This is a genomic window from Calidithermus chliarophilus DSM 9957 (assembly GCF_000430045.1).
In the GTDB taxonomy this organism is placed as follows: Bacteria; Deinococcota; Deinococci; order Deinococcales; family Thermaceae; genus Calidithermus; species Calidithermus chliarophilus.
The window spans coordinates 1,778,555-1,797,760 of sequence record NZ_KE387023.1; the positions used below are offsets into that span (position 1 = coordinate 1,778,555).

A 19,206-nucleotide genomic window follows, 5' to 3' on the forward strand; every position below is an offset into this window, starting at 1 on the left:
GCAGCGCCACGCCGCTGAGGCCCTGCTCCAGCGCCCGGACCCACTGCCCCAGGCCGCCCTCCAGCGAGGCGAAGAGCTGGCCCGCCTCCCGGCTGCCCCGCTGGCCGCGCTGCTTGAGCGCCCCGCGCACCAGGCTGCCGTGCTCCCGCTCGAGGGCCTTGAGCTGGGGGAAGGCCGCCAGGGTGGAGAGGGAGTAGGGGTCGCCGCCGTAGATGCCGCCCGAGAGGGGCGCGGCCAGCCGCTCCCAGACCTGCCGCCCCAGGCGCCGCTGGATGAAGGCCCCGAAGGGCTCGTCGCCCGGCGGGCCCTTGGGCAGCAGCAGGTCGAGCACCGCCCGGGCCTTGCCGAAGGGGGAGAGCAGGGGCGTGAGGGCGAGGGCCCTCAGGTCGCCCGGCACCACCATCTGCAGCCCGGCGGGGATGGGCAGCGCCCGCTCCCCGTCGTGGATCAGGGCCGAGGGGCGGGCGGGGAGGGTGCCCACGACCTGCCCCTCCAGCCCCAGCTCCTTCATCAGGGCCAGGGCCCAGGGCTTGTAGCGCACCACCGCGTCGGGGCCGCCCTCGAGCACGAAACCCTCCTCGGCCACGGTGCTGACCTTGCCCCCCAGCCGCCCGGCGGCCTCGAGCAGGCCGATCTCCAGGCCGGGGGCGGCCCGGCGGGCGTGGTAGGCCGCCGCCAGCCCGGCCATCCCGCCCCCCACGATCACCAGGCGGCTCATCGGAACTCCGCCCACCGCCGGCTCACCACGTCCCGCAGCACCTCGATGTAGTCGGGGTCGGCGTTGAGGCTGCGGGTGCGCAGCAGGCGTAGCCCCAGGCGCTGGGCGGTGGCCTGGGCCTCGTGGTCGAGGTCGTAGTAGACCTCGAGGTGGTCGCTGGGGAAGCCCACCGCCGTCACCACTACCTCCTTGTAGCCCTGCCCGGCGGCCTGCTCGAGCTTCTCGTTGACGTCGGGCCCGATCCAGGGCTCGGGGGTGCGCCCCGCCGACTGCCAGGCGGTGCCCCAGTGCTGCAGGCCCAGCCGCTGCGCCACCAGCTCGGCGGTGGCCCGCACCTGCTGCTGGTAGCGCCCGTCCTGCGCGGCCCGCTCGGGGATGGAGTGCGCGGTGAAGAGGAAGAGGGCCCGCCGGGGGTCCACCAGCCGCCACACCTGCTCGCCCACCCGCGCGGCGACGGCCTGCACGTAGCCGGGGTGGTCGTAGTAGTGCTCGACGTAGCGCACCTCGAAGGGCCGCCCGAGCTCCTCAAGCGCCTGCTCCACCTTCTCCTGGTACTCGGCGATGCTGCGGGCCGAGTAGTGCGGCGCGGCCACCACCCCCACCGCCCGCTCCACCCCGTCCTCGGCCATGGCCTGCACCGCCTCCTTGATGAAGGGGTGCCAGTGCTTGGTGCCGTGGTAGACCCGCGCCGGGCCCCGCACCCGCGCCCCCGGCGAAGCGCCGAGCGGGTCGGGGTAGAGCGGCAGCGTGGCGTTGAGGGCGGCCTCGAGCCGCACCGCCTGGGCGTAGGTGATCTCGTTGAGCGGGCTGCGCCCGATGAGCTCGTAGCGCTCCTCGAGTTCCTCCAGCAATTCCTTCGTGGGGGGGCGCCCCCGGCGGATGTCGGTATAGTAGGCTTCGATCTCGCCGCGTTGGTAGGGCGTTCCGTAGGCCATCAGGAGTACGTTCATGGTTGGGTCCTCTGCGGGTCGTATCCGGGAAATGCCGATAGCCGATAGCCAATAGCCAATAGCTAAACGCTAAACACTGAACACCGACGGCCTATGGCCCGTGGCATTCGGCGTTGGGCGTTCGGCATCCTCCGGCCATCGACCATCGACCTTCTCAGGCCAGATCTTCCATCACTTCGCGGATGCCCTTCTTCACGCAGGTGAACATCGGCGTGTCGCGCAGGGTGTAGAGGCTGGCCTCGGTGAAGCGCAGGCGTTGCACGAGGTCGACGAACTCCTGGGGGTAGTTGGAGTCAAAGGCGACCACGAACTCCTGGTCGTCGATGCCGTAGGAGTAGCTGGTGTTGAGCGTGACCCCGGTGAAGGGCGCGGAGACGTAGATGTGCTCGTCCATCATGCCCTGGCGGGCCTGGGGGGAGAGGTTGTACCAGGCTCGAGTCTTCACGAAGGGGTAGACGAAGAGGTAGCTGCCCTCGCCCGGCCGCAGGTGAACCCCCTCGCCCTCGGGGTTGAAGCGGTCGACGTAGATCGAGCGCTTCTGCATGGAGAGGAAGGAGTAGGGCTGGGTGAGGTAGCCCGCGAGCACGGTGCGGTTGATCTCGCGCTGCATGGCCTGGAAGTCCTGCACGTCGAAGGAGGCGCGCCAGAGCATGAAGTCCACGTCGGCGCGCAGCCCTACTAAGCTGTAGGTGCGCAGGATGAAGCCTTCCCCGCGCTCGGCCCAGCGCTCGCACACCTGGGCAAACTCGGCCTTGGCGGCCTCGAGCTCCTCCTTGGGCAGGCGGCGGAAGGCGGGGTCGAGCTTGTAGAAACTGTAGTTGAGGAACTGGCGCTTGGCCTGGTCGGGGGCCTTGCGGCTGATGAGCCCGGCGGGGTCTAAGTCCACCATGCGCCGGGTGGGCTTCTCCTCGTACTGGCGTTGGGGCTTCGGGTCGGTTTCGTCTGCCATAACCGGGTTAACGTAGCACGTCCGAACTCCCGACATTTGCCCCCCCAGTCCCAATTCCGGCGATAAACTCTTGGGAGCTTATGAGCGAAGTGCAACGTGGACTCTTGGCCGGGGTGCTGGCGTCGGCGATCTGGGGCGGGATGTACGTGGTGTCGAAGGTGGTGCTCGAGGTCGTCCCGCCCGTCACCCTGGTGGCGGTTCGCATGGGGGTCGCCTTCGTCACGATGCTCGTGTACCTGCGCCTGCTGGGCCGGGGCTGGCGCCTGCCGCGCGAGCTGTGGGGCCGGGTGCTGGCGATGGGGCTGGTGGGCTACGCCCTCTCCATCACCGCGCAGTTCATCGGCACCGACCTGGCGGGCGCGGCGCTCGGGTCGCTGATCACCACGGCCTCGCCCTTGGTCACGGTGGCGCTGGCCTCGCTGCTGGGCCTCGAGCGGGTCACGGCCCGGGCCTGGCTGGGCCTGGGGGTCGCGCTGCTGGGGGTCTGGGTGCTCTCCGGCAGCGGCGAGGCCAACCTGCCCGGCGTCCTCTGGCTGCTCCTGGCCGCCCTAACCTGGGGCGTGCTGGGCCTCATCGGCGGCCAGACCGTGCGCCGCCACGACCCGGCTTTGGTCTCGGCCTGGGCCAGCGCGGTGGGCGGCGTGGCACTGCTGCCCCTGGTGCCGGGCGAGCTCGCCCGCCAGCCGGTGGGGGAGATCACCGCGGGAATCGTGGCCGGGGTGCTCTACCTGGGCGTGGTGTCCACGGCGGTGGCCTTCACCTTCTGGGTGTACGCGGTGGCTCGAGCGGGCTCGGTGCTCAGCGGCATCGCCTTCTTCGCCCAGCCTGCGGTGGGGGCGCTGCTCGGGTGGGCCCTGCTGGGCGAGTCGCTGGGGCTGGGGTTCGCGCTGGGGGCGGCGCTGCTGGTGGCGGGGGCGCTGGTGGCGCGGCCAAAGTGACCCCGATGGTACTGGTCGGTGGATTATAGCGGATATCTGCGTCGGGGACGATAGTCCAGGGCTATTCGCGGGTGTGCTCGCCGGTTTTCTTGAACCAGGAGGCCCACTTAGCTAAACTGGCTAAGTAGGAGGCCGTCATGCGGACTGTTAACATGCACGAAGCGAAAACCCAGCTCTCCAGGCTCGTCGAGGCAGTAGAGCGGGGGGAGACCGTCGTCATTGCCCGGAAAGGGAAGCCCGCCGCGCAGCTCGTGCCCTACGAGGAAAGAAGGAGACGAAGCTGGCCGCAGGTGATCATCGAGCTCTCCGGTCCCTACGACCCCGAGGCCTTCGAGCTGAGCCGGGCCGACCTCAAGGCCCCCGAAGCGCAGGAGCTGTTCTGATGCGCTATCTCCTCGACGCGGACACGATCAGCTTCTTCGTCCGCCGCCACCCGACGGTGTTGGAGCGGCTCAAGGCCACGCCTCCTGAATTGGTGGCCGTCTCGAGCATCACCGCGATGGAGATCGAGTTCGGGCTTCAGCGCAAGCCCGAACGCAGGGCGAGCGTGGAGCCGATCGTAGCCGCCCTTTTCGAGGCGGTCGAGGTCTTGCCCTACGGCCTCGCGGAGGCACGGGCCACCGCCGCGGTCCGGGCCGCGCTCGAGCGGCAGGGCCAGCCTATCGGGGCTTATGACGTGCTGGTGGCGGGAACTGCGCTGGCGAATGGGCTGATCGTGGTTTCGGGGAACGTGCGGGAGTATCGGCGGGTCGCCGGGCTGGCGGCGGAAGACTGGCGGGAGCCGGAGGTCTGAGACAGCGAGGCCGGGAAGGTACCTGCTATACTCGGGAAGTTGCCGGTTCGCCCTGGCGGACCCAAAGGAGCGTATGGCAGGCAAGGTTGGCTTCGTGAGCTTGGGCTGTCCCAAGGCGCTGGTTGATTCCGAACAGATCCTCTCGCGCTTGCGCGCGGAGGGCTACGAGACCTCCCCCACCTACGACGGGGCCGACGTGGTGGTGGTCAACACCTGCGGCTTCATCACCCCGGCCGTCGAGGAGTCGCTCTCGGCCATCGGGGAGGCCCTGGCCGAGAACGGCAAGGTGATCGTCACGGGCTGCCTGGGGGCCAAGCCCGAGGTCGTCAAGGCGGCGCACCCGCAGGTGCTCGAGGTCACCGGCCCCGGCGAGGTGGACAAGGTGCTCTCCGCCGTGCACCAGGTCGCCCCGCCCGACGCCAACCCCTTCACCGCGCTCGTCCCGCCCGTCGTCAAGCTCACCCCGCGCCACTACGCCTACCTCAAGATCGCCGAGGGCTGCAACCACAAGTGCAGCTTCTGCATCATCCCCAAGCTGCGCGGCCTGCAGGCCTCGCGCGACGCCGCCGACGTGCTCTTCGAGGCCACCCGGCTGGTGAGCACCGGCACCAAAGAGCTCCTCGTCATCGCCCAGGACTCCTCGGCCTACGGCGTGGACCTCCGCCACCGCGAGTCCGACTACGCGGGCAAGAAGGTGCGGGCCCACCTCGTCGACCTCGTGCGCGAGCTCTCGGGGCTGGGGGCCTGGGTGCGCCTGCACTACGTCTACCCCTACCCCCACGTGCGCGACCTGATCCCGCTGATGGCCGAGGGCAAGCTGCTGCCCTACCTCGACGTCCCCCTCCAGCACGCCAGCCCCCGCGTCCTGCGGGCCATGCGCCGCCCCGGCGGGGCCGAGAGCCACCTCAAGACCATCCAGGAGTGGCGCTCCATCGCCCCCGACCTCGCCATCCGCTCGAGCTTCATCGTGGGCTTCCCCGGCGAGAGCGAGGAGGACTTCCAATTGCTCCTCGACTTCATCGCCGAGGCCAGGCTCGACCGGGTGGGCTGCTTCACCTACTCCGAGGTGGAGGGCGCCGACGCCAACGCCTTAGGAGGCCACGTCCCCGAGGAGGTCAAGGAGGAGCGCAGGGCCCGCTTCATGGAGCTGCAGAGCCGGGTGAGCCTCGAGAAGAACCGCTCGCGCGTGGGGCAGGTGCTCGAGGTCATCGTCGACGAGTACGGCGAGCTGCCCGGGCAGGTGGTGGGCCGCAGCAAGTACGACGCGCCGGGCATCGACGGGCTGGTCTACGCCGACACCGACGGCACCGTGAAGATCGGCGACATCATCCGGGTGCGCGTCACGAGTGCCGAGACCTACGACCTGCACGCCGAGATGGTGGGCGCGGTCGCCTGGAAGCCCAACGTTCCCCAGATGGGCGTGTCGGACGGGCTGATCCGGTTGTAAGCTAAGGTCGTTTTGATGAAGCGTCCGAAGTCTTACGTCCTACGTCGTACGCCCTTTGTTCTGGCGTTGGGCGTTGGACGTTGGGCCTTCGGCGCTCAGCGGAGCTGAGCTATGCACATCGTCATTGCTGGGGCAGGGGAGATCGGCGGCCAGATCGCCAAGGCCCTCCACACCGTTCACGACGTGGTCGTCATCGACCGCGAGGCCGAGACCCGCGAGAAGCTCGCGCAGCTCGACGTGCAGGTGCTGGTGGGCTCGGCCACCGACGTCGAGGTCCTGCGCGAGGCCAAGGTGGACATGGCCGACGTCTTCGTGGCCGCGACCAACTGGGACGAGGTCAACCTGCTGGCCTGCATGCTCGCCAAGGGCCTGGGCGCGAAGGAGACGCTGTGCTTCGTGGGCAAGGCCAGCTACATGGACATCCTCAACGACCCCCGCGCCATCGAGATCCTGGGCACGCGCATCGACAAGGTGCTGTGGCCGCAGCGCTCGCTGGCGAAGGAGATCGTCGAGGTGATCCAGGTGCCCGGCGCCGTCGACGCCGAGGTGGTGGCCAACGGCCGCCTGCACTTCGTGGAGTACCGCGTGCAGGAGGGCGGCCCCTACGCCAAGAAGGAGATGGCCCTGCTCGACTGGCCCGAGGGGGTGTTCATGGCCGGGGTGCTGCGGGGCGACCGCTTCGTGGCCTCCACCGACTCCGGCTTCGGCGCGCTGGTCTTGGAGCCCGAGGACCGGCTGTTCTTCATGACCACCCACTCCGGCTTCGACGCCATCCAGGCCTGCTTCGTCTCCAAGCGCAACCGCGGGGTGCGCCGGGTGATGGTGGTGGGCGGGGGCAACGTGGGCTACATGACCGCCAAGGAGCTGCTGGCGCGCCGCCTCGAGGTCACCATCATCGACCACAACACCGAGCGCTGCGCCTGGCTGGCCGAGAACTTGCCCGGGGCGTGGGTGCTCGAGGGCGACGGCACCAACCTCGAGCTGCTGGAGTCGGAGGGCCTCGACCGCGCCGACGTGCTGGTGGCGGTCACCGAGAACGACGAGAAGAACCTCCTGGTCTCGCTCATCGCCAAGCAGCAGGGCGTGCCCAAGGTGATCACCCGGGTCAACCGCGCCGAGAACCGCCGCCTGTTCGAGCACGTGGGCATCGACATCCCCATGACCCCCCGCCAGGCCGCCGTGCGCGAGGTGCTCGACTGGCTGCTGCCCGAGAACATCGACCACCTGGCCCTCATCGAGGACCGCGTCGAGCTGATGGAACTCGAGCTCCCCCCCGACTTCCGCTCCAAGCTCGTGACCGAGCTCGACATCCCCGAGGGCTCGGTGGTGGTGGCCGTGGAGCGCGAGCGCAAGGTGTTCCTGCCGGACGGCAGCCTCCGGGCCAACCCGGGCGACAAGATCCTCATCCTCTCGGCCCGCGAGGTCACGGATGCGGTCCTGGCAAAAGTCAGTTGAGGCCCCCCTCTCCCCGATCCCGGTGGCGACCTACGTCACGGGGACGGTCTTTTTGGGCCTGGGCGGCGTCATGGGCCTGCTGGGCGTGGTGGACGGGCTCTACGGCGAGGACGTGCTGGGCTTCCTGGTGGGGGCCGCGCTCGGCATCGGCCTTGGCCTGCTCTTGCGCCGTTTGGGGAGCGCCCGCAGCGAGCCCAGCCGCGCCGAGGCCCTCTTCACCGTGGCCGCGCTGTGGCTGCTGGTGCCGCTGCTGGGGGCGGTGCCCTTCTGGGTCTCGGGGGGGATGCCCTTCCTCGACGCGCTCTTCGAGGCCATGTCCGGCTTCACCACCACCGGGGCCACCGTCCTCGCCGACTTCGGCGCCTGGGGCTACGGGCTGTTCTTGTGGCGCAGCCTCATCCAGTGGTTCGGCGGCATGGGCATCCTGGTGCTGTTCATCGTGGTGTTGCCCCACCTGGCAGTAGCCGGGCGGCAGATGTTCTTCGCCGAGATCACCGGGGTGCAGAAGGAACAGCTCACCCCCAAGCTGCGCCAGACCGCCGAGGCCATCCTGCGGGTCTACCTCACCCTCACCGCCGTGACCCTCGCGGCCTACCTGCTGTGCGGGATGCCGGTCTTCGAAGCGGTCGCCAACACCCTCTCCACCGTGCCCGCCGGCGGCTTCAGCCCTAACCCCCAGAGCTTCGCCGACTATAACCCCCTCATCCAGTGGGTAGGGACGGTGGTGATGTTCCTCACCGGGGTCAACCTGCTCCTGCAGTACCGGGTGCTCTTCGGGCGCGAGCCGCGCGCGCCGCTGCGCGACCCCGAGTTCAGGGCCTATAGCCTGATCATCCTCTCGGCGGGGCTGGCGCTGGCCCTCACCCTCTACCTGCGCCACGACTACGACCTGGGGCCCGCCCTGCGCCACGCCTACTTCCAGACCGCCTCGCTGATCACCGGCACCGGCTTCGCCAGCGCCGACTTCGCGCAGTGGGTGGTGCCGGCGCAGGTCATCCTGGTCTCCTTGATGTTCGTGGGGGGCAGCGCGGGAAGCGTGGGCGGCAGCATCAAGGTGATCCGCTGGCTGGTGGTGGGGGCCATCGTGCGGCGCGAGTTCATGCGGGTGCTGCACCCTCAGGCGGTGCTGCCGCTGCGGGTGGGCAAGAAGAGCCTCACCGACGACGCCATGCGCTCGGTGGCGGCCTTCATCACCCTCTACGTGATGCTCTTCGGCCTCGGCACGGTGGTGCTGGGGGTGCTCGAGGAGGACTTCGTGGTGGCCTTCACCGCCTCGGCGGCGGCGGTGGGCAACATCGGGCCGGGGCTGGGGGCGGTGGGGCCGATGGCCCACTACGGCGACCTGCACCCGCTGTCCAAGCTGGTCATGATCTTCCAGATGTGGGCCGGGCGCATCGAGCTGATCGCGGTCTTCTCGCTGTTCACCCCCGAACTCTGGCGCAGGCTGCGGAGCTGATATGCGAAAGGTCACGCCGAGGCGGGAAAACCTCGACTTCGCCTTCTACTTCCTGGGCGTGGTCTACCTGGCGCTGGGCCTGGTGATGCTGGGGCTCGAGGCGTTGTCGCTGTTGCTGCGGGAGACGCCCTGGGGCTTTTTGGTGGGTTCGGTGCTGGGCATCGGGTTGGGGCTGCTTTTTCGCCGCCTGGGCGATGCCCGCAGCGAGCCCAGCCGCGCCGAGGCGTTGTTCTCCCTCGCCTTGATCTGGCTCCTGGTGCCGCTGCTGGGGGCGGTGCCCTTCTGGGTCTCGGGGGGGATGCCCTTCCTCGACGCGCTCTTCGAGGCCATGTCCGGCTTCACCACCACCGGGGCCACCGTCCTCGCCGACTTCGGCGCCTGGGGCTACGGGCTGTTCTTGTGGCGCAGCCTCATCCAGTGGTTCGGCGGGGTGGGCATCCTGGTGCTGCTGGCGGCGGTGCTCTCGCACCTGGCGATCGCCGGGCGGCAACTGTTCATGGCCGAGAGCACGGGGGTGCAGAAGGAGCCCTTCACCCCCCGCCTGCGGGTGGCCGCGCAGAGCGTGCTCAAGGTTTACGTCGCCCTCACGGTGGCCTGCGCCGTCTGCTACGCCCTGGCCGGGATGCCCTGGTTCGAGGCCGTCTGCAACGCGCTCACCACCCTCCCGGCGGCGGGCTTCAGCCCCAACCCCCAGAGCTTCGCGGCCTACAGCCCGCTGGCGCAGTGGTTCGGCACGCTGTTCATGTTCCTGGCGGGCACCAACTTCGTGCTGCAGTTCCAGTTATTCCTCCGGCGTGAGCCGCTGCCCCTGCTGCGCAACGTCGAGTTCCGGGTCTACACCCTGGTGGTGCTGGCGTTCGGCTTCGGCCTGGCGGCCTTTTTGATGACCCACCACCAGCAGGACATGAACTATAGCTGGTCGGAGGCGCTGCGCCACGCCTTCTTCAACGTCACCTCGCTGATCACCACCACCGGCTACGCCAGCGCCGACTTCGCGTTGTGGGCCCCGGCGGCCCAGGCCATCCTGGTGCTGGCGATGTTCGTGGGCGGCTGCTCGGGCTCGGGGGCGGGCGGCATCAAGGTGATCCGCTGGCTGGTGATCGGCGCGCTGGCCCGGCGCGAGCTGTTGCGCGCGCTCCAGCCCCAGGCCGTGCTGACTTTACGGGTGGGCTCGAAGGCGCTCAGCGAGGACGTGATGCGCTCGGTGGCGGGCTTCATCACCCTCTACGTGGTGCTCTTCGGCGTCTCGACCGTGGCGCTGACGCTGCTCGAGAACGACTACGTGCTAGGCCTCACCGCCTCCGCCCAGGCCATCGGCAACGTGGGCCCGGGGCTGGGCGAGATCGGGCCGATGGGCTCCTTCGCCAACCTCCAGCCCCTTTCCAAAATCATCCTCATCTTCGAGATGTGGGCCGGCCGCATCGAGCTGATCCCGGTGTTCTTGCTGCTGACGCCGGAGCTGTGGCGCAGGCTGCGGAGCTAGAAGAAGCAGGAAGCCGTCAGCCGTCAGCTATCAGCCATCAGCGGTGAGCAGGAGCCTCGTGGGAACCCCCCCGTCCCTCCCTGCCGGCGTCGAGGGTCGAGGGCCAGCGCGTCTTGCGTACGACGTACGACGTAGGACGTACGACCCGCGTTCGGCGTTCGGCTATGGGCTATCGACCATCGACCCTCGACCCCTCAAAAACGTGACCTCGAGGTTCCCCCTCCACCCCTCGAGGCCCTACACTCTTGGCTATGTCGGAATACGTGACCGTCGAATCCTTCCGCCTCGACCACACCAAGGTGCGCGCGCCCTACGTGCGGCTGGCCGGGGTCAAGCTCACGCCCAAGGGCGACCGCATCGAGAAGTACGACCTGCGCTTCGTGCAGCCTAACCAGGGGGCCATGCCCACGGGGGCCATCCACACCCTCGAGCACCTGCTCGCCGGGTACATGCGCGGCCACCTCGAGGGCGTCGTGGACATCTCCCCGATGGGCTGCCGCACCGGCTTCTACATGGTGGCCCTGGGCGAGATCGGCCCCGAGCGGGTGAAGGAAGCCTTCGAGCGCACCCTGCAGGACGTAGCGGCCCACGGCGCGGAGATCCCTGGCGTCTCGGAGCTCGAGTGCGGCAACTGGCGCGACCACGACCTTGCTACCGCCCGCGAACTGGCGAAGCAGGTGCTCGAGCGCGGGGTGATCGTGCAGGAGACGGTGGAGATCGTGTGACGTCGGGTGAGACGCCTAACGCCGAACGCCGAACGCCGAACGCAAGACGCAAAACGCAAGACGCAAAACGCAAGACGCAAAACGCAAGACGCAAAACGCAAGACGCCCTTGACCCTCGATGCCGGTGGGGAGGGGTGAACCACGGGTCACGAGCTGACGGCTGACAGCCTCAAACCCATTTCCTCGAGCGCTCGGTGTTGGGCGTTCAGCGTTGGGCACTCCTCGCTCGGCGTCCGATGCTTGCGACCCGGTACACTGGAGGCACCCCACACCGGGATGCTAAGGAGGATACTGTGGCCGTCAAGGATTACGACATTCGGGACTTGGATTTGGCCGAGATGGGACGGGGCCGCATCGATTGGGCGGCTCAGGAGATGCCTGTGTTGCGGCAGATCGCCGAGCGATTCGCGCGGGAGAAGCCGCTCGAGGGCGTTCGCATCGCGGCCTGCCTGCACGTGACCACCGAGACCGCCAACCTGATGCGGGCCCTGAAGGCGGGCGGGGCCGAGGTGGCCTTGTGCGCCTCGAACCCCCTCTCGACCCAGGACGACGTGGCGGCCTCGCTCGTCGCCCACGACGGGATTCCGGTCTACGCCATCAAAGGCGAAGACACCAAGACCTATTACGCCCACCTCGAGGCCACCCTGGCCCACGAGCCCCACTTCACCATGGACGACGGCTGCGACCTGGTGAGCCTCATCCACAAGGAGCGCCGCGACCTGCTGCCGGGCATCTTCGGCGGCACCGAGGAGACCACCACCGGCGTGATCCGGCTGCGGGCCATGGCCGCCGACAAGGTGCTGGCCTACCCGGTGATCGCGGTCAACGACGCCCACACCAAGCACATGTTCGACAACCGCTACGGCACGGGCCAGAGCACCCTCGACGCCATCATCCGCGCCACCAACATCCTGCTCGCCGGCAAGACCGTGGTGGTGGCGGGCTACGGCTGGTGCGGCCGGGGCGTGGCCTCGAGGGCGCGCGGCATGGGGGCGCACGTCGTCGTGACCGAGGTCAACCCGCTCAAGGCCCTCGAGGCCACCATGGACGGCTACATGGTCATGCCCATGCTCGAGGCCGCCCGCGTCGGCGACATCTTCATCACCGTCACCGGCAACATCAACGTGCTCGACGCGCAGCACTTCGCGGTGATGAAGGACGGGGCCATCATCTGCAACTCCGGCCACTTCAACGTCGAGATCAACATCCCCGCGCTCGAGACCGCCGCCCGCGAGAAGCGCGTGGGCCGCCCCTTCATCGAGCAGTACACCGTGGAGGGCGGCCGCAGCATCAACCTGCTGGCCGAAGGCCGCCTGGTCAACCTGGCCGCCGCCGAGGGCCACCCCAGCGCCGTGATGGACATGTCCTTCGCCAACCAGGCCCTTTCTGCCGAGCACATGCTCAAGCACAAAGGCCAGATGGAGGTGGGCGTCTACCCCGTCCCCGAAGCCATCGACCAGGAGATCGCCCGGCTCAAGCTCGAGGCCATGGGCGTTCGCATCGACAAGCTCACGCCGGAACAGGAACGTTACCTGGCCTCGTGGCAGGAAGGGACCTGATCGGCAGGAAGGGATAAGCGGTCAGCGGTCAGCCGTCAGCTTGTGGCTCGTGGGGATCCCACCCCGCCCCTCCCCGCCCGCGGGGAGGGTTTATCCCCCCAGCCCCCCTTGTTAAGGGGGGTAAAGAAGGGGCGTCTTGCGTTTTGCGTCTTGCGTTTGGCTATCGACTATCGACCATCGACATTTTGTACACTACCCTGCGTGAGCGAAACCGCCGCCCCAGCCCAGACCGAACCCCTCCCCAGCCTCGCCCTGACCACCGTGGCCCTCTTCGCCGCCGAGGGGGCAGAGGCGCGGGCGCTGCGCGAGGCGCTGGGGTTGAACGAGTCGCTTCAAGGACCTAAGCCCATCTTCCGGGGCCAGGTGGGCGGCCACGAGGTTTTACTCGTCGAGACCGGGGTGGGCAAGGTGGCCGCGGCCTCGGCCGTGACCTACGCCCAGGCCCGCTTCAACCCGCGCTGGAGCCTGTGGGCGGGGGTGGCGGGCGGGCTCAACCCGCGCCTGCACTCCCTCGACGTGCTCGTAGCCCACGACGCGGTGCAGTGGGACGTGGACATCACGGCCTTCGGGCGCCAGCCGGGTGAGCTGGCGACGGGCGAGCGCTTCGTGCGGGCCGACATCGACCTCTCGACCCGGGTGTACCGGGCGGCGCTCGAGCTCGGCTTCCCGGTGCACTGGGGCCGCGTCGCCAGCGGCGACCGCTTCCTGGCCCACCCCGCCGACGCGGCCCGCCTGCGCGAGGTCTTCGCCGCCGACGCGGTCGAGATGGAGGGGGCAGCGGCGCTGTGGACCGCGAAGGACCTCGCCCTGCCCATGGCCTTGGTGCGCACCATCTCCGACGGGGCCGATGACGACGCGCACGAGTCGTTCGAGATGTTCCTCGAGCAGGCTTCCGAGCGCCTGGCCCAGGTGGTGCGCAAGGTGCTGCAGCAGGCCGGAGGATGAAATACCAGGACCCAGCTCCCCGTCTCCCTTAAGACGGCCCCCTAGCTTTTACCACCCCCCCTGCCGATATACTCGAGTTGCAACCGCTTGAAGTCCGGGGTCTGACCCCGATCCGCTGAAGCCGTCTGCTGCGACCTCGAGAAACTGAGCAACAGGACTTCGACACTGGGGGTGGGTTCGATGTGGGAACTCGGAGAGGGGCTCGAGATTCGGCTCTTTAGCGGCAGCGCCAACCGCCCGTTGGCCGAGGCTGTGGCCCGGTCCTTAGGTTTGGGTCTGGGCAAGGCCCTCGTCGAGCGCTTCCCCGACGGCGAAGTACGGGTGCGGCTCCTGGAGAGCGTGCGCGGGGCCGACGTCTACCTCATCCAGCCCACCGCCCCGCCCGTCAACGACCACCTGATGGAACTGCTCATCATGGCCGACGCGGTGCGCCGCAGCAGCGCCGCCCGCATCAACGCCGTGATCCCCTACTTCGGCTACGCCCGCCAGGACAAGCAGACCCAAGGCCGCGAGCCCATCAGCGCCAAGCTCGTCGCCGACCTGATCCAGGAGGTGGGCGTCCACCGCGTCATCACCGTGGACCTGCACGCGCCCCAGATCCAGGGCTTCTTCAACATCCCCGTCGACGAGCTCTCGGCGGTGAAGCTCTTCGCGAGCTACCTCGAGAACCACCACCTCACCGACAACGCCGTGGTCGTCTCGCCCGACTCCGGCCGCGCCGAGCACGCCCGCCGCCTCTCCGAGCGCCTGAACCTCCCGCTGGCGATCCTCGCCAAGCGCCGCATCGGCCCCCGCGAGACCCAGGTGGCCTACGTCATCGGCGACGTGGCCGGCAAGCGCCCCCTGATCATCGACGACATCATCTCCACCGGCGGCACCATCCGCCGGGGCGTGGAGGCCCTGGCTGCCGCCGGGGCCCAGGAAGCCATCGTCATGGCCACCCACGGCGTGCTGGTAGGGCCCGCCCACGAAAACCTCTCTCACCCCGCCATCCGCGAGGTGGTCTTCACCAACACCATCCAGCTCACCCCCGCCATGGGCTTCAACATCCTCTCCACCGCCGACCTGCTGGCCCAGGCCATCCGCAACGTCCACACCAACCAGTCGGTGAGTGCGTTGATTTGAGGAGCCGTCAGCTATCAGCTTTCAGCCGTCAGCGAAAGGCTAGTGGCTCGTGGTGAAGGGCACCCCTCCCCGCGCGCGGGGAGGGTTTATCCCCCCAGCCCCCCTTGCTAAGGGGGGTGAAAAAGGGGCGTCTTGCGTTTGGCGTTCGGCGTCTTGCGTACGACGTACGACGTACGACCCGCGCCCAGCTATGGGCTATCAGCTATCGACCATCGACTATCGACACCCCTACCCCGCCGCCTGCTGCGCCGCCCGCAGGTGTCCCCGCTCGCCCAGGCGGGCCGTCAGGATCGAGATGGCGTAGAGAATGAACAGCGGGACGCTGATGAGCGCGAGGTTGAACACGTCCACGGTGGGGGTGATGACGGCGGCCAGGGTGATGAGCAGGATGATGGCGACGCGCCAGTTCTGCATCAGGAAGCGGCTCGAGAGCAGCCCCAGCCGCGCTACGAGGTAGCTCACCACCGGCATCTCGAAGACGATGCCCATGACGCCTAGGAAAGCCAGGATCTGGCTCATGTACTGGCCCAGCGAGATGTTGGGCTTTACCAGGTCGCCCAAAAAGCCCAGCAGGAAGGGCACGGCGTAGGGCAGGAACACGTAGTAGGCGAAGACCACGCCCACCGCGAAGCTGAAGCCCGCGCCCAGCAGAAAAGGCACCGCCAGGCGGCGCTCGTGGTTGTAGAGGCCGGGCGCGATAAAGGCCCAGATCTGGTAGACGATGAAGGGCAGGGCCAGCGCCAGGCCGCCGAAGGCCGCGATCTTGAAGGAGGTCACGAAGGGCTCGGTGATGTTGAGCACCTGGAGGTCGGCTTTGACCCTGGCGGTGGCGTTGTAGATGTCGAGGGGGCGCTCGAGCAGCGCCAGCAGCTCGACGCGGAAGACAAAGGCGACCGCCGTCATCACGGCCCAGGCCACCAGCGCCCAGAGGATGCGGCTGCGCAGCTCCTCGAGGTGCTCCATCAAGGGGGCTTCTCTCATGGCGGTCCCCTAAGCGCCTAGGACTTGGCTTCTTCCTTGGTGGCCTCGGGCTTGACCTCGAGCGGCTTGCTCAGGTCTTCCTTGATCTCGCGCAACTCCTTGACGTCGGCGGCTTTCTCGAACTCCTCGCGGATGCTCTTCGCCCCCTTCTGGAACTCGCGGATCGACTGGCCCAGGCTGCGCCCCAGCTCGGGCAACTTGCGGGGGCCGAAGAGCAGCAGGGCCACCAGCAAGATGATGAGGATCTCAGACATTCCGATCGGCATGGTTCACTCCTCGTTCCAGTCTACCCCCGGCGCTGAAGCCGGCATGAACCTTAGCTCTCAAAAGGCGGCTCGAGCCGCCTAGCCCCGGCGCTCGCGCAGGCGCTTGACGTAGCCCTCCTTGTTCTCCTGGCGGGCCCGGGCGATGGCCAAGGCGTCCTCGGGGACGGCCTTGTTCACGGTGCTGCCGGCGGCGATGTAGGCCCCGTCGCCCACCTCCAGGGGTGCGACGAGCGTGGAGTTGGAACCGGTGAAGGCCCGCTTGCCGATGACGGTCTTGTGCTTGCGCTGGCCGTCGTAGTTGGCGACGACGGTGCCCGCGCCGATGTTGGCCTCCTCGCCGATGTCGGTGTCGCCCAGGTAGCTCACGTGGCCGGCCTTGGCCCCCCGGCGCATGCGGGTGTTCTTCATCTCCACGAAGTTGCCCACGTGCGCGCCCTCCTCGACGAGCACGCCGGGGCGGAAGCGGGCGAAGGGGCCGGCGTCGGAGCCGCTTTTCATCACGGAGCTCTCGGCGACCACGTGCGGGCGCAGGGTGACGTGGGGCTCGAGCTCCATGTCGGTGAGCACGCAGTAGGCCCCGATCTCGCAGCCCTCGCCGATGCGGGTGTGGCCGCGCAGGACCACGCCGGGCCACAGCGTCACGTCGGGGGCGAGCTCGACGGTGGGCTCGAGGTAGATGGTCTCGGGCTGGATCATCCGCACGCCCTGGGTCATCCAGTGCTCGCGCAGCCTCGACAGCAGGACGCGCTCGACCTCGGCCAACTGCGCCCGCGAGTTCACGCCCAGCAGCTCGCTGGGGTCGTCGCTCAGCAGCCCCACCACCCGGCGGCCGCGCTCGCGGTAGACGCGGATGAGGTCGGGGAGGTAGTACTCCCCGGCGGCGTTGTCGTTGCTGACGTGCTCGAGCGCCTCCCACACGTGGGAGTCGAAGCAGTAGATCCCGGCGTTGATCTCCTTGATCTCGCGCTGCTCGGGCGTGGCGTCCTTGTGCTCGATGTTGGCCACGATCTCGCCGCGCTTGTCGCGCAGGATGCGGCCGTAGCCGGTGGGGTTGTCGAGCCGCATGGTCAGCAGCGCCATGCCCTCGTGGCCCAGGGCCTCCACCAGCCCGGTGAGGGTCTCCACCGAGGTGAGCGGGGTGTCGCCCTGCGTGACCACCACCGGCCCGTCGAAGCCTTCCAGAACCCTCCTGGCCTGCATCAGGGCGTGGGCGGTGCCCAACTGCTGTTCCTGCACGGTGAACTCGAGGCCCCCGTAGCCCTTGAGGGCTTCGCGCACCTGCTCGAGGCCGTGCCCCACCACCACGACCACCTTCTCGGCCCCGCTTCGCAGCGCGGTCTCCACCCCGTAGGCCACCATGGGCTTGCCCAGAAGGGGGTGGAGCATCTTGGGCAGTCGGGACTTCATGCGGGTGCCCAGACCCGCGGCCAGGATCACGACAGCATGCTTCATAACCGTCGCTCAGTCTACCCCCTGGGCCCGCAGGGGGTAGCAGATCGGGGGAGGCCGCACCCTGCGGCCTCCCCCGGGCGGTTCGCCAGGCTCAGCGGGCGCCCGTGACCAGGTGCATGAGGGTGTAGATCACCCAGCTCAGCGCGACGCAGAAGGGGATGGTGAAGATCCAGGCCATCACGATGCGCCCGGCGATGCCCCAGCGCACCGCCGACAGCCGCTTGGTCGCCCCGGCGCCCAGGATGGCCGAGGAGATGGTGTGGGTGGTCGAGAGCGGGATGCCCAGGCGGCTGGCGGTCTCGATCACCGTAGCGCCCGCGACCTCGGCGGCGAAGCCGTCGATGGGGCGCAGGGCCACCGCCTTGAAGCCGATGGTGCGGATGATGCGCCAGCCGCCCATGGCGGTGCCCAGCCCCATCGCGACGGCCGCGGAGAGGATGACCCACAGCGGGACGTGGAACTGGTCGCCGCTCCAGCCGTAGTAGGCGGCCAGGGCCATGGTGATGACCCCCATGGTCTTCTGCGCGTCGTTGGAGCCGTGGCTGAAGGCCATGTAGGCCGCCGATAGCACCTGCGCCCGCAGGAAGAAGCGGTTGACCCAGTAGGGCCGCTGGCGGGCGACCGCCCACAGCAGCAGCGACAGCAACAGCATGGCCCCCAAAAAGCCGAAGACCGGCGAGAACACCAGCCCCTGCAGGGTCTTGGCGACCCCCTCGCCCCACTTGATCACGCTGAGGCCGCCCGAGGCGATGCCCGCGCCGACGATGGAGAAGACCAGGGCGTGGGAGGAGCTCGAGGGGATGCCGTAGTACCAGGTGATCAGGTTCCAGATGATCGCCGACAGCAGCGCCGCGATCACCAAAGGCTGCGTGGCGAGCTCCGGGGGGATGATCCCCTTGCCCACGGTCTTGGCGACCGCCGTGCCCGAGAGCGCGCCCAGCACGTTGAACACGGCCGCCATGAGCACGGCCTGGGCGGGGGAGAGGGCGCGGGTGGCGATGGAGGTGGCCACGGCGTTGGCGGTGTCGTGGAAGCCGTTGATGAAGTCGAAGGCCAGCGCCAGCAGCACCACCAGCGCCAGGACGAGGAGCGCGGTCTCAACCATGTTTGAGGGTGATGCCTTCGAGGGCCTTGGCTACGTCTTGCGCGCGGTCGGTGGCGTCCTCGAGGTACTGGTAGAGCTCGCCCCAGCGCATGGCCTTGATCATCTCGCGCACGTCGCTCACGCCGTCGTACAGCTCGATGGAGGCGCGGTCCATCAGCGCGTCGGCCTCGTCCTCCAGGCGCTTCACCGCCACGATCTTCTGCAGCATGATGGGGGCGGAGCGCAGGTCCTCGAGCAGGGGCACCGCTTCGGCGAGGGCGCGGGCCTGCTGGGCGATGAGGCGGGCCATGGCGCGGGCGTGCTCGGTGGGGCGTTCGATGCGGTAGAGCCACATGCGGCGGGCGGCCTCCTCGATGGTGTCGATGAAGTCGTCGAGGCGGCCTGACAGCAGCACGATGTCTTCACGGTCGATGGGGGTGACGAAAGTCTGGGTCAGCGCCTCGGAGACCTGTTGGGCGATGGCGTCGCCCTGGTGCTCGATCTCGCGGATGGCCCGCACTTTTCGCTCGACGTCGGTGAAGTTCTCCACCAGGTCCACGAAGGCCAGCGCGATCTGGTCGCCCGTCTGGGCTGCCGTACGGAAGTATTGAAAAAACCGCTCATTCTTGGGCAGAAAGCGCGCGAGCATACTGGCCCATTTTACGCACCTCCTGACACTGCAGTGACATTTCTCTGACAAAACGCCCTTTGGGAAGGCGGTTACAGGCCGAGATTGTTCTGTCGCTTGCTGGGGGAGGAGCCGGTTTGCGGTGGGGTGGTTTGGTGTCCCCTGCTCCGCCGTCGGAGGGTGTAGGGGGAGGCCATTCCACATGGCGAGGGCATCGCGGTACGCGATCCGGCATACGCCGGAAACCTGCCT

19 protein-coding genes are annotated in these 19,206 nt (G+C 68.6%); 11 read left to right on the forward strand and 8 right to left on the reverse strand.

The window, feature by feature from the left end; all coding sequences use genetic code 11:
* The 3 genes from hemG to MEICH_RS0108715 form a co-directional block, all read right to left on the reverse strand.
* Window positions 1-718: protoporphyrinogen oxidase (hemG, locus tag MEICH_RS24335; RefSeq protein ID WP_036218469.1), on the reverse strand; the 718-nt coding region annotated here is incomplete at its 3' end.
* Window positions 715-1,668: a ferrochelatase gene (gene hemH / locus MEICH_RS0108710; RefSeq protein ID WP_027892287.1), complete on the reverse strand. Its 954-nt coding sequence runs from the start codon at window positions 1,666-1,668 to the stop codon at window positions 715-717. The genes hemG and hemH, both read right to left, overlap by 4 nt.
* A 154-nt stretch (window positions 1,669-1,822) precedes the next feature.
* Window positions 1,823-2,617, reverse strand: a complete 795-nt coding sequence (locus MEICH_RS0108715) for a chlorite dismutase family protein (protein ID WP_027892288.1) — start codon at window positions 2,615-2,617, stop codon at window positions 1,823-1,825.
* 80 nt (window positions 2,618-2,697) lie between these two features.
* On the opposite strand from MEICH_RS0108715, the gene MEICH_RS0108720 reads away from it, so the two are divergent.
* The 11 genes from MEICH_RS0108720 to MEICH_RS0108770 all read left to right on the forward strand — a co-directional run bounded on the left by MEICH_RS0108720 (window position 2,698) and on the right by MEICH_RS0108770 (window position 14,543).
* Window positions 2,698-3,555, forward strand: a complete 858-nt coding sequence (locus MEICH_RS0108720; RefSeq protein WP_027892289.1) for a DMT family transporter — start codon at window positions 2,698-2,700, stop codon at window positions 3,553-3,555.
* A gap of 137 nt (window positions 3,556-3,692) precedes the next feature.
* Window positions 3,693-3,938 carry a type II toxin-antitoxin system Phd/YefM family antitoxin gene (locus tag MEICH_RS0108725; RefSeq protein WP_027892290.1) on the forward strand — a complete coding sequence of 82 codons (246 nt, stop codon included), beginning with the start codon at window positions 3,693-3,695 and terminating at the stop codon, window positions 3,936-3,938.
* On the forward strand, window positions 3,938-4,348 hold the full coding sequence (locus MEICH_RS0108730; protein ID WP_027892291.1) for a PIN domain-containing protein: 411 nt from the start codon (window positions 3,938-3,940) through the stop codon (window positions 4,346-4,348). Before MEICH_RS0108725 ends, MEICH_RS0108730 begins: the two co-directional genes overlap by 1 nt.
* Before the next feature lie 73 nt (window positions 4,349-4,421).
* The gene (gene rimO / locus MEICH_RS0108735) at window positions 4,422-5,795 is read left to right on the forward strand and encodes a 30S ribosomal protein S12 methylthiotransferase RimO (RefSeq protein ID WP_027892292.1); all 1,374 of its coding nucleotides are present in this window, start codon (window positions 4,422-4,424) and stop codon (window positions 5,793-5,795) included.
* Between the two features lie 111 nt (window positions 5,796-5,906).
* Window positions 5,907-7,250, forward strand: coding sequence for a Trk system potassium transporter TrkA (trkA, locus tag MEICH_RS0108740; RefSeq protein ID WP_027892293.1), 1,344 nt, complete (start codon window positions 5,907-5,909; stop codon window positions 7,248-7,250).
* Window positions 7,225-8,706, forward strand: coding sequence for a TrkH family potassium uptake protein (locus MEICH_RS0108745; protein ID WP_027892294.1), 1,482 nt, complete (start codon window positions 7,225-7,227; stop codon window positions 8,704-8,706). Before trkA ends, MEICH_RS0108745 begins: the two co-directional genes overlap by 26 nt.
* A 1-nt stretch (window position 8,707) precedes the next feature.
* Window positions 8,708-10,189 carry a TrkH family potassium uptake protein gene (locus tag MEICH_RS0108750; RefSeq protein WP_027892295.1) on the forward strand — a complete coding sequence of 494 codons (1,482 nt, stop codon included), beginning with the start codon at window positions 8,708-8,710 and terminating at the stop codon, window positions 10,187-10,189.
* Between the two features lie 251 nt (window positions 10,190-10,440).
* Complete coding sequence (locus MEICH_RS0108755) at window positions 10,441-10,914, forward strand: S-ribosylhomocysteine lyase (protein WP_027892296.1); 474 nt, start codon at window positions 10,441-10,443, stop codon at window positions 10,912-10,914.
* Between the two features lie 293 nt (window positions 10,915-11,207).
* Complete coding sequence (gene ahcY / locus MEICH_RS0108760) at window positions 11,208-12,473, forward strand: adenosylhomocysteinase (protein ID WP_027892297.1); 1,266 nt, start codon at window positions 11,208-11,210, stop codon at window positions 12,471-12,473.
* Between the two features lie 201 nt (window positions 12,474-12,674).
* A complete protein-coding gene (locus MEICH_RS0108765; protein WP_157202682.1) occupies window positions 12,675-13,418 on the forward strand; it encodes a 5'-methylthioadenosine/adenosylhomocysteine nucleosidase in 744 nt (247 codons plus the stop codon).
* Between the two features lie 180 nt (window positions 13,419-13,598).
* The gene (locus MEICH_RS0108770) at window positions 13,599-14,543 is read left to right on the forward strand and encodes a ribose-phosphate diphosphokinase (RefSeq protein WP_027892299.1); all 945 of its coding nucleotides are present in this window, start codon (window positions 13,599-13,601) and stop codon (window positions 14,541-14,543) included.
* Window positions 14,544-14,771: 228 nt separating this feature from the next.
* Here MEICH_RS0108770 and tatC read toward each other — a convergent pair whose 3' ends face one another.
* The 5 genes from tatC to MEICH_RS0108795 form a co-directional block, all read right to left on the reverse strand.
* Window positions 14,772-15,524, reverse strand: a complete 753-nt coding sequence (gene tatC, locus MEICH_RS0108775) for a twin-arginine translocase subunit TatC (RefSeq protein ID WP_027892300.1) — start codon at window positions 15,522-15,524, stop codon at window positions 14,772-14,774.
* 17 nt (window positions 15,525-15,541) lie between these two features.
* Window positions 15,542-15,790, reverse strand: coding sequence for a Sec-independent protein translocase subunit TatA/TatB (locus MEICH_RS0108780; protein ID WP_027892301.1), 249 nt, complete (start codon window positions 15,788-15,790; stop codon window positions 15,542-15,544).
* 78 nt (window positions 15,791-15,868) lie between these two features.
* On the reverse strand, window positions 15,869-17,242 hold the full coding sequence (gene glmU / locus MEICH_RS0108785; RefSeq protein ID WP_027892302.1) for a bifunctional UDP-N-acetylglucosamine diphosphorylase/glucosamine-1-phosphate N-acetyltransferase GlmU: 1,374 nt from the start codon (window positions 17,240-17,242) through the stop codon (window positions 15,869-15,871).
* Between the two features lie 91 nt (window positions 17,243-17,333).
* A complete protein-coding gene (locus MEICH_RS0108790) occupies window positions 17,334-18,347 on the reverse strand; it encodes an inorganic phosphate transporter (protein ID WP_027892303.1) in 1,014 nt (337 codons plus the stop codon).
* Window positions 18,340-18,975 carry a DUF47 domain-containing protein gene (locus MEICH_RS0108795; protein WP_027892304.1) on the reverse strand — a complete coding sequence of 212 codons (636 nt, stop codon included), beginning with the start codon at window positions 18,973-18,975 and terminating at the stop codon, window positions 18,340-18,342. Before MEICH_RS0108795 ends, MEICH_RS0108790 begins: the two co-directional genes overlap by 8 nt.
* Window positions 18,976-19,206 lie beyond the last annotated feature (231 nt).